Here is a 15,386-nt window from a genome sequence, read left to right as displayed (position 1 = left end):
ATGGCGGATCAGAGCGAACAGCAGTGGGTAGGCTGACCGATCCTCGGTCCTCCCCACAACGCCGCTGCGCCATCCCGATGCTCCTATGGAGTCAAGGGGCGAGTGCGGCGAAGTCGGCGCGTAGGGCGGTGTAGACGTCGCGGACGATGTAGCGCTTGACGCAGCGAGCACGCCGTCACCGTCTACGACGCCGATGCCCCGATCAAGGCCGTTCCCCGCCTCAGCACCTCCGACCTGAACCGCACCAAGGCCCAACACCAGATCACCGCCGCCCGAAAGGACTTCGCACCGTGAACAACGATTGGCAGGTCAACGGCCTACTGCTGCCTGGCCCGCTGATCCGCCTGCTCAACTCCGGCCGCTGGCGGCACCCCGGCGAACGCGCCCTCCGCCAGCTGATCCCCTGGCTCGACGACCCGCTGGACTTCATGACCACCATTGACGAGCTGCGCCTCCACAACCGTCTCATCGCCCAGCTGGACGCCGGCACGATGCAGTTCTTCCAAATCCGTCGAGGCGGCGCCGGCCAGCCGATCGCCATGCCGTGGCTCGACCTGGACCAAGCCGTCTTCATCGCCGAATGCCGCTACGCAGGGGACGACATCGCGGTGGCGCTGGACTATCGCACCAGCCCGATAGACCCACGCGTGTTGGCCACCGATACCGCCACACTCGCTCAACAACACCTCTCATGGCGGCAGGTCACACCGACTCTCAGCCAGTTCATCGACGCTTTGCACCTGCATTAGCCGGCCGGCATACCATCAGGACACCAAGCAAATCGATCACCACCCTGCGTCAAGCATCCCTGCGACGCCGTTCCGTCAACCATCATGCGAGACCAGGCATGGCCGGCGACCAACTCGTCACCGAGGTCACCCGCACCACCGTCAAACCGATCGCCCGGTTCAAGGTCCGCAAACCCGAGCCTGCCCGAAGGACGCCACGATGACACCGCGTTCGGGCCGTCGACCGGAGAGGCAGCGGTGTTCTAGAGGTAGCCGAGCTGACGCGCAAACTCCTGGTGAGCCGAAACGAGCTCAGCAAGCCGGATCGGCTTACGGGACACCACCGAGAGATCCTTCCCCTCCCTGGTCCACGGCGGCGGCAACGCGCTGATCCCCTCATCGAGAGCGACGCTGGCCGCCTCGGCTTCCCACCCCCGCCAGCGCAAACCCTCATAGAACTGCGTCACCGCGCCAGCGAGCATCGCATGCAGCCAGTCGCCATACCCGAGCTCAAGATCATGCCACGCCAGGTCCTCCGGGCCGAAGTAGTGCACCGTCGGCCTCGCGCCTGGCTCTGCCGGCAACCACGCGAACTGTCCGCCCATCACGTCGTAGGCAACGACCAGACGACCATCATCGGCATCCATCTCGGCAGTCACATCCGGCAGCCCGTCGTGCCCACCGCCGAGCACCCGAAGCCAACCGTGATCGATCACCAGCCCGCCACTGTTGGCCACCACCGCGCCGAGCCACGACCTGGTCGTGATTTCCAGGGCCGTCAGGCAGGCCGTTGCCCGCTCAGGGTCGGCCGGCAGCACCTCCACCGGATACGGAGCTGCTGCCACCAGCGCCGATATCTCGGGCCACTCAGACTTTTCCACCCCCTCAGCCTCCCAGGGGCATCAACCATGCGACGCTGAGGCCTGCAACAGGGGAAACAAGATCGTCTAGCCGGACGTGTCACGCAGGTCCCGAGGCTGATTGAGCGGCCTCATGATCCAATGGCGCAGTGGAACTCACCAAGCAGTTCAGTGAGCAGCAATACGCTCGGGCGCTGGAGTCATGGGGCTGGTTGGATCTCGCCGGCAAGGCTCCGCGGTTCACCTCACTGTTCGGCGATGTGTTCCTTGAGTCTTCCGACGGGGCGTGGTGGTTCCTCGACACCTTCGAAGGGCAGCTCGTACGGGGGTGGGACTCAGGTGCCGATCTGACCGCCGAATTGGACACCGAGGGTGGCCAGGACAGGTACCTCCTGGGCCCCCTCGCCATGGCCGCATACCACCGGCGCGGGCTTCACCTGGACGCCAGCCAGATCTACGCCTACGCGCCACGCCGATCGTCACGGGCAGTTTCGGCGTCGATCAAATTCAGACGTTCGACTTCGTTGCGGTGGTCAATACCGTCGGCCAGCTCCACGAGCAGCTACGAAACAATCCCAGCTAGGACCTGCGAAACGGGCCACAGTGCCCGCCACGACGTTGGTCGCGGCAGCCAACGGCGAGCGAGTCCACGTCGGCACAGCAGACCTTACGTCGGCGGCCCATCCTGCCGCGCCTAGCTTGCTGAAGCTGCCGCACCTCACCCGGATTTGCGGCGCACATCAGCTTGTCGGATCAGAGGCCGGCAGCTGCACAGGTCACGGCATCTGCGCCCGCTACTTGGCGTTGAAGTAGCTGGCCTCCGGGTGGTGGACCACGATCGCGTCGGTGGCCTGCTCCGGCATCAGCTGGAACTCCTCGGACAGCTCGACCCCGATCCGCTCCGATCCGAGCAGGTCCACGATCTTCGCCCGGTCCTCCAGGTCAGGGCAGGCCGGGTAGCCGAACGCGTACCGGCAGCCCCGGTAGTCGTTGCGCAGCAGACCGGCCAGGTCCGTCGGGTCGTCGTGGCCCAGCGGACGGCCGTCGGGCAGGGTCATCTCGGCCCGGATGCGTCGGTGCCAGTACTCCGCGAGCGCCTCGGTGAGCTGCACGGACAGGCCGTGCACCTCCAGGTAGTCGCGGTACTCGTTGCGGGCGAACAGCTTCGCCGCGTACTCGCTGACCGGCTGGCCCACGGTGACCAGTTGCAACGCGACCACATCGAGCTGGTCGCCCTTGGGCTTGAAGAAGTCCGCCAGGCAGAGCCGCCGCTCCTGGCGCTGGCGAGGGAACGAGAACCGGGCGCGCTCCGCGTGCCCGTTCTCGTCGAGCACCACCAGGTCATTGCCTTCGGAGTACGCGGGGAAGTAGCCGTACACCACGGCTGCCTCCAGCACCTGGTCGGCGATCAGCCGGTCCAGCCAGTAACGCAGACGCGGCCGGCCCTCGGTCTCCACCAGCTCGTCATAGGACGGACCGTTGCCACCTCGTGCGCCGTTCAGCCCCCACTGCCCACGGAAGGTGGCCCGCTCGTCGAGCAGCGCCGCGTAGTCGGCCATCGGCACGCCCTTGATCACCCGCGTGCCGAAGAACGGCGGGGTGGGCACGGCCACGTCCACTGCCACGTCGGAGCGGGTCGAGGAGTCGTGCAACTCCGGCAGGGACTCGCTGACCATGGACCGTTGCCGTTCCCGGCGGGCCCGCCGCGCCGCAAGCGCCGCTTCCCGCTCCGGGTCGATCACCGGCGCGCCGCCACGCTTGGCGGTCATCACCTTGTCCATCAGGGACAGCCCCTCGAAGGCGTCCCGGGCGTAGTGCACCTGCCCGGGGAACATCGACCGCAGGTCGTCCTCGACGTACGCGCGGGTCAGCGCAGCCCCACCCAGCAGGACGGGCCAGCGCTCCGCGACCCCGCGCGTGGCCATCTCGGCGAGGTTTTCCTTCATGATGACGGTGCTCTTGACCAGCAGCCCAGACATGCCGATGGCGTCGGCGCGGTGCTGCTCTGCGGCGTCCAGGATGGCGTTGATCGGCTGCTTGATGCCGATGTTGACGACCTCGTAGCCGTTGTTGGACAGGATGATGTCGACCAGGTTCTTGCCGATGTCGTGCACGTCGCCGCGCACGGTGGCGAGCACGATGCGACCCTTGCCGCCGTCCTCGGTGGCCTCCATGTGCGGCTCCAGGTACGCCACGGCGGTCTTCATCACCTCGGCGGACTGGAGCACGAACGGTAGTTGCATCTGGCCGGACCCGAACAGCTCACCGACCACCTTCATGCCGTCCAGCAGGATGTCGTTGATGATCGACAGCGGGGACCGGCCGCCGGCCATCGCCTCGTCCAGGTCGGCTTCCAGGCCGTTGCGCTCACCGTCGATGATCCGCCGCTTGAGCCGCTCGTCCAGTGGCAGCGCCGCCAACTCCTGCGCCCGGCTGGCCCGGGCGCTGGTCACGTCGACGCCCTCGAACAGCTCCAGGAAGCGCTGCACCGGGTCGTACCCCTCGCGGCGTCGGTCGTAGACCAGGTCCAGGGCGACCTCGCGCTGCTCGTCGGGGATCTTCGACATCGGCAGGATCTTGCTGGCGTGCACGATCGCCGACGTCAGACCGGCCTGCACGCACTCGTGCAGGAACACCGAGTTGAGCACCTGCCGGGCGGCCGGGTTGAGCCCGAAGGAGATGTTCGAGATGCCCAGCGTGAAGTTGACGCCCGGGTAGCGGCGGGTGATCTCCCGGATCGCCTCGATCGTCTCGATGCCGTCGCGGCGGGTCTCCTCCTGGCCGGTGGCGATCGGGAAGGTCAGCGCGTCGATCAGGATGTCGGAGCGGTCCAGGCCCCACCGGCCGGTCAGGTCGTCGATCAGCCGCGCCGCGACCCGGACCTTCCACTCCTGGGTACGTGCCTGCCCCTCCTCGTCGATGAGCAGCGCCACCACCGCGGCGCCATGCTCGCGGACGATCGGCATCACCCGCGCGTACCGGGAGTCGGGACCGTCGCCGTCCTCGAAGTTCACCGAGTTGACCACGCACCGGCCGCCGAGCATCTCCAGACCGGCCTCCACCACATTCGGCTCGGTGGAATCCAACATGATCGGCAGGGTCGACGCGGTGGCGAACCGGCCGGCCAGCTCCCGCATGTCCTGCGTGCCGTCGCGGCCGACGTAGTCCACGCACAGGTCGAGCAGGTGCGAGCCGTCGCGGGCCTGACTGCGGGCGATCTCCACACAGGCCCGCCAGTCGCCGGCGAGCATCGCGTCCCGGAACGCCTTCGAGCCGTTGGCGTTGGTCCGCTCCCCCACCATCAGCACCGACGCGTCCTGGGCGAACGGCACCGGGTGGTAGACCGAGGAGACACCCGCCTCGTGCCGGGGCTCGCGCGCCGGGGCGGTGACGCCGTGCAGCCGCTCGGACAACACCCGGATGTGCTCCGGGGTGGTGCCGCAGCAGCCGCCGACCAGCCCCACGCCGTACTCGGTGATGAACCGCTCCAAGGCCTCGGCCAGCTCCACGGGAGTCAGCGGGAAGTACGCCCCGTCGGCGGTCAGCACCGGCAGGCCGGCGTTCGGCATCACCGACAGCGGGATGCGGGAGTGCTGCGACAGGTACCGCAGGTGCTCGCTCATCTCCGCCGGGCCGGTCGAACAGTTGAGCCCGATCAGGTCCACCCCGAGCGGCTCGATCGCCGCCAGGGCCGCACCGATCTCGCTGCCCACCAGCATCGTGCCGGTGGTCTCCACCGCCACGTGGCAGATGATCGGCACCGACTGGCCCAGCTCGGCCATCGCCCGCTTCGACCCGACCACGGCCGCCTTGACCTGGAGCAGGTCCTGGCAGGTCTCGATGATCAGCGCGTCCGCGCCACCGACGATCAGACCGGCGGCGTTCTCCTGGTACGCGTCGCGCAGGGTCGCGTAGGCGGCGTGCCCGAGGGTGGGCAGTTTGGTGCCCGGCCCGATCGACCCGAGCACGAACCGGGGCCGCTGCGGGGTGCTGGCCGCGTCGGCGGCTTCCCGGGCGATGCGGGCACCCGCCTCGGACAGCTCCCGGATGCGCTGCGGGATGTCGTACTCGGCGAGGTTGGCCAGGTTGGCGCCGAACGTGTTGGTCTCCACGCAGTCCGCGCCGGCGGCCAGGTAGGCGTCGTGCACCCCACGCACCACGTCCGGCCGGGTGACGTTGAGGATCTCGTTGCACCCTTCGAGGCCGTCGAAGTCGTCGAGCGTGAGGTCCGCGGCCTGCAGCATCGTGCCCATCGCCCCATCGGCGATGAGAATCCGGTCGGCCAGCACATCCATCAACGAAGTCCGCACCCGTTCAGGTTAGTGCCGTCCCCACCGCACCCAGCGCCCCTCGGCACCCGATCCCATATTGTGTCAGCGGGATCACCCTGTCTGGTTCGTTCGTGTATGACCGGTCGTCGGTCCGGTGGACCGGCGCGGCCGACGGGCCGCATCCCTGCCCGGCACGTAGGCTGGCGGACGTGAAGGACAACAGGGACGCCGCTGTGCCACACGGTATGACGACCGGGCGCGATCCCGGCGCCGACCGCGACGAGCAGGGTGAGGTGACGGCGTGACCGAGTTCGACGGACTGCCGGTGCTGCGGTCCCCGGTGGCCATCGCCGCCTTCGAGGGCTGGAACGATGCCGCCGACGCGTCCACCGCGGCCGTCGAGCACCTGGAACAGGTCTGGAACGCGCGGCAGATCGCCGAGCTGGACCCGGAGGACTTCTACGACTTCCAGGTCAGCCGACCCACCATCACCATGGCCGACGGGGAGACCCGCCGCGTGGAGTGGCCGACGACCCGGTTCATGGTGGCCAGCCCGGAGGGCACCGACCGCGACGTGGTGCTGATCCGCGGCATCGAGCCGAGCATGCGCTGGCGGACGTTCTGCGAGCAGGTGCTGGAGATCTGCCACAGCCTCGAGGTCGAACGGGTGGTGCTGCTCGGCGCGCTGCTGGCCGATGTTCCCTACACCCGGCCGCTGCCGATCAGCGGCAGTGCGTCCGACGCGCAGGCCGCCGAGCGTTACCAGCTCACCCCCACCCGCTACGACGGGCCGACCGGCATCGTCGGTGTGCTGCACGACGCCTGCACCCGCGCCGAGGTCGACGCCGTGTCGTTCTGGGTGCACGTGCCGCACTACGCCAACAACCCGCCCTGCCCCAAGGCCACCCTCGCCCTGCTGCACCGGGTCGAGGAGGTCGTCGACCTGCCGGTGCCGATGGCCGACCTGGCCGAGGAGTCCGCCGAGTGGGAGCAGCGGGTGCGCAGCGCCGCCGAGCAGGACGCCGAGCTGGGCGAATACGTTCGTGAGCTGGAGGAACGGGTCGGCGACGAGGGCATCACCCCGTTGACCGGCGACGAGATCGCCCAGGAGTTCGAGAAGTACCTGCGCCGACGGGGCGGTTCAGCCGGCCCGACCGCCGGCTCCTGGTAGCCAACTGTTCGCTGCGGGCCCTCGGACTTTCTCTGGTCCGGGGGCCCGTTTTTGGCGTGTCCGGGGTGGCGCGGTCACACCCGCTAGGGCATCCTAGGAACCTAGATGTGATCAAGGAGGCGGGTGTGCAGATCAATCCCGGGGCCGCCGAGTTCCCGCACCGACAGATTGCCACGCAGCTCAAGGCCCAGGTCCGCCGCGGCGACTGGGGGCCCGGCGAGCGACTGCCGTCCATCCCGGCCATCGCTGAGATGTTCGGCGTCGCCAAGCAGACAGTGCAACGCGCCGTCGACCAACTGCGGGTCGAGGGCATCCTGATCACCAAGCCCGGCTCCGGTACGTACGTCCGGGGCACCCGCCGCCGACTCAACCGACTCTCCCGAGGGCGGTACGGCGGCTTCCGCGGCTACCACACCGACCTGGCCGCCCGGTACCGCCAACAACTCGTCTCCGTCGGCCACTCCCCCGCCCCCGCCGAGGTCGCCGACGCGTTCGGGGTGCCCGACGGCACCAACCTGCTCTGCCGCCGACACCTCGTCCGCACCGACGACTCCCCCGTCGAGGTCGGCGCGTCCTGGTTCCTGCCCCGCGACACCGCCGGCACCTCGCTGGAGCGCACCGAGGCCTTCGGCCGCCCCCTCTATCAGGAGGCGGAGGAAGCGACCGGGCGGCGGTACGTCTCCGCCACCGACACGATCAGCGCCCGCCAGCCCAGCCGGGAGGAGGCCGAGACACTCCAGATCCGGCCGGACACCCCGGTGCTGCACCTGCTGCACGTCGCGTACGACACGCACCACAAGCCGATCGAGGTGGCCCAGGCCACCTGGCCCGGCCCGATGACGACCCTCACCGAGGAATACAAGATCCCCGCCCCGACCCCCGACCCGGAACCCGACCCCGGACTGGTCCTGGGCTGACCCGGTCCCGCCCACGCCCCGCGCGATCCGCGCCCATCCCGTTGATCATGAGGTTGACGGGTCCGGCGGAGATCAAACCGCCCGTCAACCTCATGATCGACGGGGGGTGTCGCGGTGATCGACTCGGGTTGCAGGAAATCGGGGCATCACACCGGCCCGGACACCGCGACTTCCTGAAAGCCGAGTCGATCACGCCCGCCGCGGCGAGGCGCGCGGCGCTGCGGCACGCGTACCGCCTGCCGGGAGAGGTGCTCAGAGGCGGATGCCCAGGAGGGCGTCCACCGTGTTCGCGAAGAGGGCGGGCGCTCCGGCGTCATCCGTGGCGCCGGCGAGGGTCGCCTCGGCCCAGCGGTCGGCGACCGCCAGGGCACCGGGGGTGTCGAGGTCATCGGCCAGGCGCTCGCGTACGCCGGCCAGCAGCTCGGCCCCGGACGACCCGGCCGGCGCGGCGGCGGCCCGCCGCCAACGGTCCAGGCGCTCCTTGGCGGTCGTGAGCAGCTCGTCCGTCCAGGTGCGGTCGCTGCGGTAGTGCCCAGAGATCAACGCCAGGCGGACCGCCATCGGGTCGACCTTGTCTGCGCGCAGCCGGGACACGAAGACCAGGTTGCCGCGGGACTTGGACATCTTTTCGCCGTCCAGGCCGATCATCCCGGCGTGCACGTAGTGCTCGGCGAACGGCGCCTGACCGGTGAGCCGCTCGGCGTGCGCGGCGGACGCCTCGTGGTGCGGGAACAGCAGGTCGTTGCCGCCGCCCTGGACGTCGATCCGGTCACCGAGCAGGTTCAGCGCGATGACCGCGCACTCGATGTGCCATCCCGGGCGGCCCGGACCCAGCTCCCCGCCCGGCCAGGACGGCTCCCCCTCGCGGGCGCCACGCCACAGCAGCGGGTCCAGTGGGTCGCGCTTGCCGGCGCGGTCGGGGTCACCGCCGCGCTCCGGGAAGATCTCCAGCATCTGCTCGCGGGTCAGGTTCGACTCGTAGCCGAACCGGCCCGTGGCGGAGATATCGAAGTAGACGTCGCCGGTGCCGTCGTCGAGGCGGTACGCGGCGCCGTCCTTGACCAGCACCTCGACCTTGTCGGCGATGTCCGGGATGGACTCGACAGCGCCCACGTAGTGCTCCGGAGGGATGATCCGCAGCGCCTCCATGTCCTCGCGGAACAGCGCCGTCTCCCGCATCGCCAGGACCACCCAGTCCTCGCCGTCGCGGGCGGCCCGCTCCAGCAGCGGATCGTCGATGTCGGTGACGTTCTGCACGTAGCGCACCGGGCGGCCGGCGTCCCGCCACATCCGCTGCACCAGGTCGAACGTGATCATGGTGGCGGCGTGGCCGAGGTGGGTGGCGTCGTACGGGGTGATGCCGCAGACGTACATGCTCCCCGCGTCGGCCGGTTCGCTCGGGTGGACACCCTGCCGCGCCGAGTCGTACAGCGCCAACGGCTCACCCCTGCCCGGCAGCCGTGGCACCTCGTGTCCCGCCCAAGACTCCATGGGATCAGCCTAGCCAGCCCGACGACGAGGTCGGAGCGCCTCACGGGTGATCAAGATGACAACGGGTCACATGGGTGGCCAGGGGATCGCCGGCCAGTCCTCCGGTGGCTGCGGGAAGCGGCCGGTCTCGCGCAACCGGTCGATCCGGGAGGCCACCTCGGTCACCTCACTGATGGTGAGGTGGTCGGCCAACTCCGCGCCGAGCGCGCCGGCGATCTGCCCGGCGAGCCCGTCGAGCATCTCCACGGCGTCCGCGGGCAGCTGCTTGCCGGCCCAACCCCAGAGCACCGTACGCAGCTTGTCCTCCACGTGGAAGCTCACCCCGTGGTCCACGCCGTAGATCCGGTCGTCGGCACCGACCAGCACGTGAGCGCCCTTGCGGTCCGCGTTGTTGATCACTGCGTCGAGCACCGCGAGGCGGGCCAGCCGGGGGTCGTCGGCGTGCGCGAGGGCGTACGCGGCGCCGTCGTCGTCGCGGGCCGCGGCGATCGGGAACCAGCGTGGCGGCAGCTCACCGGCCGGCAGGAACCCGACCAGCGGGTCGGCGTCCTCCGGCTCGTCGATCCACAGCTGGCAGGAGCCGGGGCCGAACGGGCCGTCACGCAGCACGGTGGGCGGCACCAGGTCCCAGCCGGTCGCCCGGGAGACCAGGTATGCCGAGACCTCCCGGCCGGCCAGCGTGCCGTCGGGGAAGTCCCACAGTGGGCGCTCGCCCCGGACCGGTTTGTAGACGCAGCGGGCGGTGACCCCCTCCAGGGTCAGGATGCCGCGCAGGGTCGTGTTGGACGCGTCGACCAGCCGACCTTCCAGGTCGAGCACGCCGTCACGCAGCAGCCGCAGCGCGGCGTCGCCGTCCTGGCGAGGCTGGAGGCCGGACGAGGTCACCGGTGATAACCGTTGTGCCGCGGGCACAGGTGCCCGGCGGGGTCCAACGGTTGGCCGCAGAGCGGGCACGGCGGCCGGCCCGCGTTGACCACTCGCCGGGCCCGCTCGATGAACTGGCGGGTCGCCTGCGGGGTGAGCCGGACCCGGAGCCGGTCCAGGTCCTCGTCCGGCTCTTCGTCCTCGTCGTCGTCTTCGTCCTCGTCGTCCTCGTCGCCCAGCTCGACCTCGGGCTCCACCTCGCCCGCGGCGATCGCCTCGATCACCACGGTCGCGGTGTCCACGTCGAAGGCCAGCCCGAGGGTCCCGACCCGGAACTCCTCGTCGACCGGAGTGTCCAGTGGCTCGTTGTCGCCAATCACCGGCGCCAGCTCGGGCAGATCCACCCCGAAGCGACGTTGTGCCTCGGTGAGCAGCTCCTCCAGCTTCTCGGCGAGCAGGGACACCTGGACCTTCTCCAGCGCGACGCTGACCAGCCGGCCGCCGCCGCGAGCCTGCAGGAAGAACGTGCGCTCCCCCGGCGGCCCGACAGTCCCGGCGACGAACCGCTCCGGCGGTTCGAAGGCGTGCACCTGGTGGGTCATACCCACGACCCTATCCGGCCCGCCATGGCACCGCGCACCCCACCGACCCGAATCACCGTGGTCCCCGCCACGCCCGGCGCACCGGCCCTTGCACCCGGGCGTGGCGCACTCCGGCTCACCGGCCGGCCCCCGCGCCGCCGCCAACCGGGGCGTCGGAGTCGGCCGCGCTCGTCGCCGCCCGCGCCGCCCGGCGGCGCTTGCGTGGCGGCGGCGCCAGTGCGGCCAGGTCGCCCCCGGTGTCGTTGAGCCGCAGCAGGAACGGCCGCAGCGTCGTATACCGGATCGCCGTCACCGACGCCGGGTCGGCAACGATCCGCTGAAAAAGATCAAGATGTACGCCGAGCGCGTCGGCCACGATCGCCTTGATCACGTCGCCGTGGCTGCACGCCAGCCAGACCGCCTCCGGGCCGTGCTCGGAGGTGATCCGCGCATCCCATGCGCGCACCGCCGCGACCGCCCGTGCGGCCATCGCCGCCATCGCCTCACCCTGCGGGAAGACCACGGCGCTGGGGTGCTGCTGGACCACCGGCCAGAGCGGCTCCTTCGCCAGCTTCTTCAGTGGCTGTCCTTCCCAGGCTCCGTAGCCGCACTCGATCAAGCCCTCCTCCACGAGCGGGTCGGCGTCGGGCAGCGCGAGCTCCAGGGTCTGCCGGCACCGGATGAGCGGGCTGGTCACCACCGCGGCGAGCGGCACCGACCGCAGCCGCTCGCCGACCGCGGCCGCCTGGGCCCGGCCCGTCTCGTCCAGCTCGACCGGCTGGCGGCCGGCCAGGCCGCCGTCGGCGTTCGCGGTCGTCCGGCCGTGTCGCAGAAGCAGAAGGGTCGCCACGGGGACCACCCTATGACCTGCGTCCGACCGGCAGCATCGCCCTCCGGCCTGCCCGTGTCCGCGTCGCCCGGTGGGATCGGACGGGAAACGGATCGAGCCGCCGCCTTGGCGGTAAAATACTGAATGCCCGGGTTGTCCGGGACCTCTGTCCGGAGGGTGTGAAAGGCGATGGGCGACCCGGCACCCGCGCAGGCCTCGGCCATCTCGGACCCGCAGGACGTGTACGGGGAGTTCCGGCGCCCGCTCCTGGTCCTCGCCCTCACCACCGGCATCGCCGGCTTCGTGGACGCGTTCGCCTTCCTGCGCTACGGCGCGTTCGTCGCCAACCAGTCGGGCAACGCCGTCCTCCTGGGCATCGGCCTCGCCGGACGACACGCCGCCTGGCCCGAGTCCGCGGCCTCACTGATCGCGTTCGCCGCCGGGACGGGCGTGGTCTCACAGGTACGCGCGGCACGGAGCCCGTGGTCGCCGTCCTTGCGTGGACTCGCCTGCGCCGTGGCCACACTGGCGCTCTGGGCGGTGCTCAACGTCCTGCTCCACCACGGCCGGCAGGGCGGACCGCCGCGGATCGCGCTGGCCGCCGCGGGTGGCTTCGCCATGGGCGCGCTGGCGACCCTGTTCGTCCGCACGGCCGGGATCACCACCCACATCACCTACCAGTCGGGCACGGTGGCGAAGATCGGCGAACGCGTCGGGCGTTGGCTCGCCGGACCGGACACCCGCCGGAAACGGGCCCGGCAGGGCACCTTCCTCGGGCTCCTGGCGCTGCTCTGCTACGCCACCGGGGGTGGCATCGGAACGCTGGCGCAGCAACAACCACGCTGGGTGCCGGCCTGGGGAACGCTCGCCCTGTCCGCAGTGTCGTTCCTGCTCCGTTCCCGCCGGTCGAAGAGGTGACCGAGGCCCGCGCCGACGTGCACCAGCTCAGCGGACGTCCGTCGCGAGCTGGACGTCCTGCACGAAGCACTCCGAGCGCTCGGCACCGTAACGACCCAGCACGTCCAGCACGGCGGACACCGCCTCGCGTTCCACCACGACCTCGACCCGGGCGCGGCCCACGAGGTCCTGGTCCTGCCAGTAGCCCCGGGGCAGCGAACGCGCAGTCGGTTCGGCGGTGGAGACCGTGGCGTCGAAGAGCACGATGGAGGTGGCTCCCGCACCGACCAGGGCGTCCCGTAGCTCCCGCGTGGTCGGCAGCAGCGTCGGATTGACCGTCGCGGTGACCAGCCGGGCGTTCTGGGCCGGCCGGGCGGGCCGTTCGGCGCCGCGTTCCCGTCCGGGTTCGCGTCGACGCTGCGGTGCGCCAGTGCCGTTGAGGCCCGCAACACCGCCCAGGTGGTACGCGTCGGCGTCCTGCTGGGCGTGGTCGAGGTTGTCCTGCTCGTCGGCGGGGGCACGGAGCCCGAGGACGGCCTGCACGGCGGCGGCGATCGCCCAACTGAGCACGAAGGAGAAGGCCACCACGGCGACCACGCCGACGATCTGGTGCCAGAGCAGGGACCCGCCGCCGCCGAAGAGGAGACCGTCCTTGCCGAGCGGGTTGACGCCACTGTCGCCGAAGAAGCCGACCAGCAGCGAGCCGAGCATGCCGCCGACGAAGTGGACCGCGAGGACGTCCAGCGCGTCGTCGAGCCGGAGCAGATACTTCAACCGCAGCGCGAAGTGGCAGACGATTCCGGCGATCGCTCCGATGGCGATGGCGGAGAGCGTGTTGACGTACCCGGCGGCGGGGGTGACCGTCGCGAGTCCCGCGACAGCGCCGGAGACGCCACCCACGACGGTGCTGTGGCCGTCCTTCACCCGCTCCGCCACCAGCCAGACGAGCATGCCGGCGGCGGCCGCGAGATGGGTGTTGATCAACGCTTGGGCAGCGAGCCCGTTGGCCTGTAGCCCGTCCCCGCCGTTGAAGCCGAACCATCCGAACCAGAGGATGCCCGCCCCGAGGATGGTCAGCGGGATGGAGTTGGGCGGGGAGGCGGTGCGGGGCCAACCACGGCGGCGTCCGACGACCAGCAGGGTGCCGAGCACCGCCGCTCCCGCGGAGGCGTGGACCACCATCCCACCGGCCCAGTCCTGGGTGCCGAACCGCGCCAGCCAGCCGTCGGGGTGCCACAGCCAGTGCGCGATCGGCGCGTAGACCACGATGGACCAGATCGCCAGGAACGCGACCCAGCCGGCGAACCTCAACCGGCCCGCGGTGGCGCCGGTGATCAGCGCGGGGGTGATCACCGCGAACATCATCTGGTACGCCACGAACGCCAGGGTCGGGATCGTCACCTGGCCGGTCACCACGTGCAGGTGGGGCGCGGGCGGGACCCGGAGGTCGTTCAGCCCGAAGAGTTCGAGGTTGCCGAAGAGACCGGTGCCGGCGTCGTCGCCGAAGGCGATGGTGTAGCCGACCAGCACCCAGGTCAGGCTGACAACCCCCAGCGCGACCATGTTCTGCTGCAACATCGCGAGCACGTTGCGGGTGCGGACCATTCCACCGTAGAAGACGGCCAGGCCCGGGGTCATGAACAACACGAGGCCAGCGCAAACCAGCACCCAGGCGGTGTCGCCCGAGTTCACCGCGTCCTGAGCGAGCACGGAAGCTCACCTCTCCTCTCGGTACGGTCAGACGGAGTGCTTCACCGTCGAGACGACGGTCTCCTTGGCGCGTTCGTGGTTGGGCACCGGCGCGAAGTGCCGTTTGGGCAGCAGCAGCAACCAGGTGGCGATGTTGAAGGGTCCGGTGAGCACCGGGATTGCCAGTGGGGTGAGCACTGTCGCCAGGGCCATCTGGACGAAGAGCGTCAAGGCGATTCCGAAGAGGGTGTAGAGGGTCACCAGCGCTCCGGGACGGTGCAGCACCGCACCAACGGCGATCGCCGTCAACACCGCGTTGAAGCCGAACAGGCCCTTGTCCAGGGAGGCCGCGTCGGCGCCGAACCAGAGCGCCAGCAGTGTCGCGCCGACCGCGCCGATCACCGCGAAGAGCGCCGACCAGCGGGAGTTGACCAGCAGCGCGACCAGGATGATCAGGCCGGTGACCCAGCTGTTGATCAGATAGATCTGGGAGACCCCGCGCAGGAAGGTGGGGACCAGGTCCCAGTCGAAGCGGCCACCGGTCAACTGCCCCTCGCCGGGAAACATCGGCTTCAGGTTGGTCAGCACGGTGAACCGGTCGAACTGGTACGCGGCCAGCAGCAGCACCCAGGTGGTCAGCACGAACGGCATGGTGAACGCGGTCAGGCCCCAGGTCTTGAAGATCGCGTTCAGGGCCAGGGTGACAACTGTCGTGGCGATCGCTCCGAGCACCAGGTAGAGCCACATCAACGGCCGGTCGTCGAGGAATGTCGGGACGGCGATCCCGGTCAGCAGCGGGCTGAAGCCGAACAGTCCCTTGCGCAACGAGGGCTCGTCCACCCGCAGGGCGACGGCCGTGGCGGTGCCGACGACGAGACCGAGGACCGCTCCCCCGAGGATCCGTGGTTGCCCGTTCTCGAACGCTCCCCAGGCGATCGCGACGAGGACGAGCAGCCCGGTGAGCGGGTTGTTCTGCAGGACGACCTGTGCCGGCCCGCGCAGGCAGGCGTCGACGAACCCGATCAGAGGGTTGTGGTCACTCAGCCTGTCCCAGCTGCGGGTCACGCTCGGCACGGCATCTCCTCAGT

Annotated in this window: 12 protein-coding genes; 4 read left to right on the top strand and 8 right to left on the bottom strand. The window is 70.2% G+C overall.

The features are described from left to right. Window positions 1-290 precede the first annotated feature (290 nt). Window positions 291-749 (top strand): hypothetical protein, encoded by a 459-nt coding sequence (locus CLT68_RS21105; protein WP_099853277.1) that lies wholly within the window; start codon window positions 291-293, stop codon window positions 747-749. 242 nt (window positions 750-991) lie between these two features. Here the strand turns inward: CLT68_RS21105 and CLT68_RS21100 are convergent, their stop codons facing one another. Together CLT68_RS21100 and metH are read right to left on the bottom strand one after the other, a co-directional pair. Further along, window positions 992-1,609 carry a DUF2625 family protein gene (locus tag CLT68_RS21100; RefSeq protein ID WP_099853274.1) on the bottom strand — a complete coding sequence of 206 codons (618 nt, stop codon included), beginning with the start codon at window positions 1,607-1,609 and terminating at the stop codon, window positions 992-994. A gap of 773 nt (window positions 1,610-2,382) precedes the next feature. After that, a complete protein-coding gene (metH, locus tag CLT68_RS21095; RefSeq protein WP_486482451.1) occupies window positions 2,383-5,883 on the bottom strand; it encodes a methionine synthase in 3,501 nt (1,166 codons plus the stop codon). Window positions 5,884-6,160: 277 nt separating this feature from the next. On the opposite strand from metH, the gene CLT68_RS21090 reads away from it, so the two are divergent. Together CLT68_RS21090 and CLT68_RS21085 are read left to right on the top strand one after the other, a co-directional pair. Beyond that, window positions 6,161-7,030, top strand: a complete 870-nt coding sequence (locus CLT68_RS21090) for a PAC2 family protein (protein ID WP_030332815.1) — start codon at window positions 6,161-6,163, stop codon at window positions 7,028-7,030. Window positions 7,031-7,155: 125 nt separating this feature from the next. Next, window positions 7,156-7,947, top strand: a complete 792-nt coding sequence (locus tag CLT68_RS21085) for a GntR family transcriptional regulator (protein ID WP_088948070.1) — start codon at window positions 7,156-7,158, stop codon at window positions 7,945-7,947. Window positions 7,948-8,199: 252 nt separating this feature from the next. Here the strand turns inward: CLT68_RS21085 and mshC are convergent, their stop codons facing one another. The 4 genes from mshC to CLT68_RS21065 form a co-directional block, all read right to left on the bottom strand. Beyond that, window positions 8,200-9,438: a cysteine--1-D-myo-inosityl 2-amino-2-deoxy-alpha-D-glucopyranoside ligase gene (gene mshC / locus CLT68_RS21080; RefSeq protein ID WP_099853272.1), complete on the bottom strand. Its 1,239-nt coding sequence runs from the start codon at window positions 9,436-9,438 to the stop codon at window positions 8,200-8,202. A gap of 66 nt (window positions 9,439-9,504) precedes the next feature. Further along, window positions 9,505-10,323, bottom strand: coding sequence for an SCO1664 family protein (locus tag CLT68_RS21075; RefSeq protein ID WP_099853269.1), 819 nt, complete (start codon window positions 10,321-10,323; stop codon window positions 9,505-9,507). Next, window positions 10,320-10,904: a DUF3090 domain-containing protein gene (locus tag CLT68_RS21070; protein WP_088948067.1), complete on the bottom strand. Its 585-nt coding sequence runs from the start codon at window positions 10,902-10,904 to the stop codon at window positions 10,320-10,322. Before CLT68_RS21070 ends, CLT68_RS21075 begins: the two co-directional genes overlap by 4 nt. Window positions 10,905-11,019: 115 nt before the next feature. Beyond that, entirely contained in the window at window positions 11,020-11,742 is a 723-nt protein-coding gene (locus CLT68_RS21065; protein ID WP_088948066.1) for an MSMEG_4193 family putative phosphomutase, read from the bottom strand. A 159-nt stretch (window positions 11,743-11,901) separates the two neighbouring features. Between CLT68_RS21065 and CLT68_RS21060 the strand changes: the two genes are divergently transcribed. After that, a complete protein-coding gene (locus CLT68_RS21060) occupies window positions 11,902-12,630 on the top strand; it encodes a YoaK family protein (protein WP_099853267.1) in 729 nt (242 codons plus the stop codon). 27 nt (window positions 12,631-12,657) lie between these two features. Here CLT68_RS21060 and CLT68_RS21055 read toward each other — a convergent pair whose 3' ends face one another. Next, on the bottom strand, window positions 12,658-14,319 hold the full coding sequence (locus CLT68_RS21055; protein ID WP_486482261.1) for an ammonium transporter: 1,662 nt from the start codon (window positions 14,317-14,319) through the stop codon (window positions 12,658-12,660). 27 nt (window positions 14,320-14,346) lie between these two features. After that, window positions 14,347-15,372, bottom strand: a complete 1,026-nt coding sequence (gene yut, locus CLT68_RS21050) for an urea transporter (RefSeq protein ID WP_099853264.1) — start codon at window positions 15,370-15,372, stop codon at window positions 14,347-14,349. Window positions 15,373-15,386 lie beyond the last annotated feature (14 nt).

It is taken from the genome of Micromonospora sp. CNZ299 (genome assembly GCF_002754415.1).
The sequence above is the reverse complement of the archived record's forward strand: the minus strand, read 5'-3'. Positions and strand labels throughout refer to the sequence as shown.

What these genes read in the sequence shown, in the direction of transcription:
- CLT68_RS21070 (WP_088948067.1), bottom strand. Translation starts at nt 10,904, where the DNA reads ATGACCCACCAGGTGCACGCCTTCGAACCGCCGGAGCGGTTCGTCGCC.
- CLT68_RS21060 (WP_099853267.1), top strand. Translation starts at nt 11,902, where the DNA reads ATGGGCGACCCGGCACCCGCGCAGGCCTCGGCCATCTCGGACCCGCAG.
- metH (WP_486482451.1), bottom strand. Translation starts at nt 5,883, where the DNA reads ATGGATGTGCTGGCCGACCGGATTCTCATCGCCGATGGGGCGATGGGC.
- mshC (WP_099853272.1), bottom strand. Translation starts at nt 9,438, where the DNA reads ATGGAGTCTTGGGCGGGACACGAGGTGCCACGGCTGCCGGGCAGGGGT.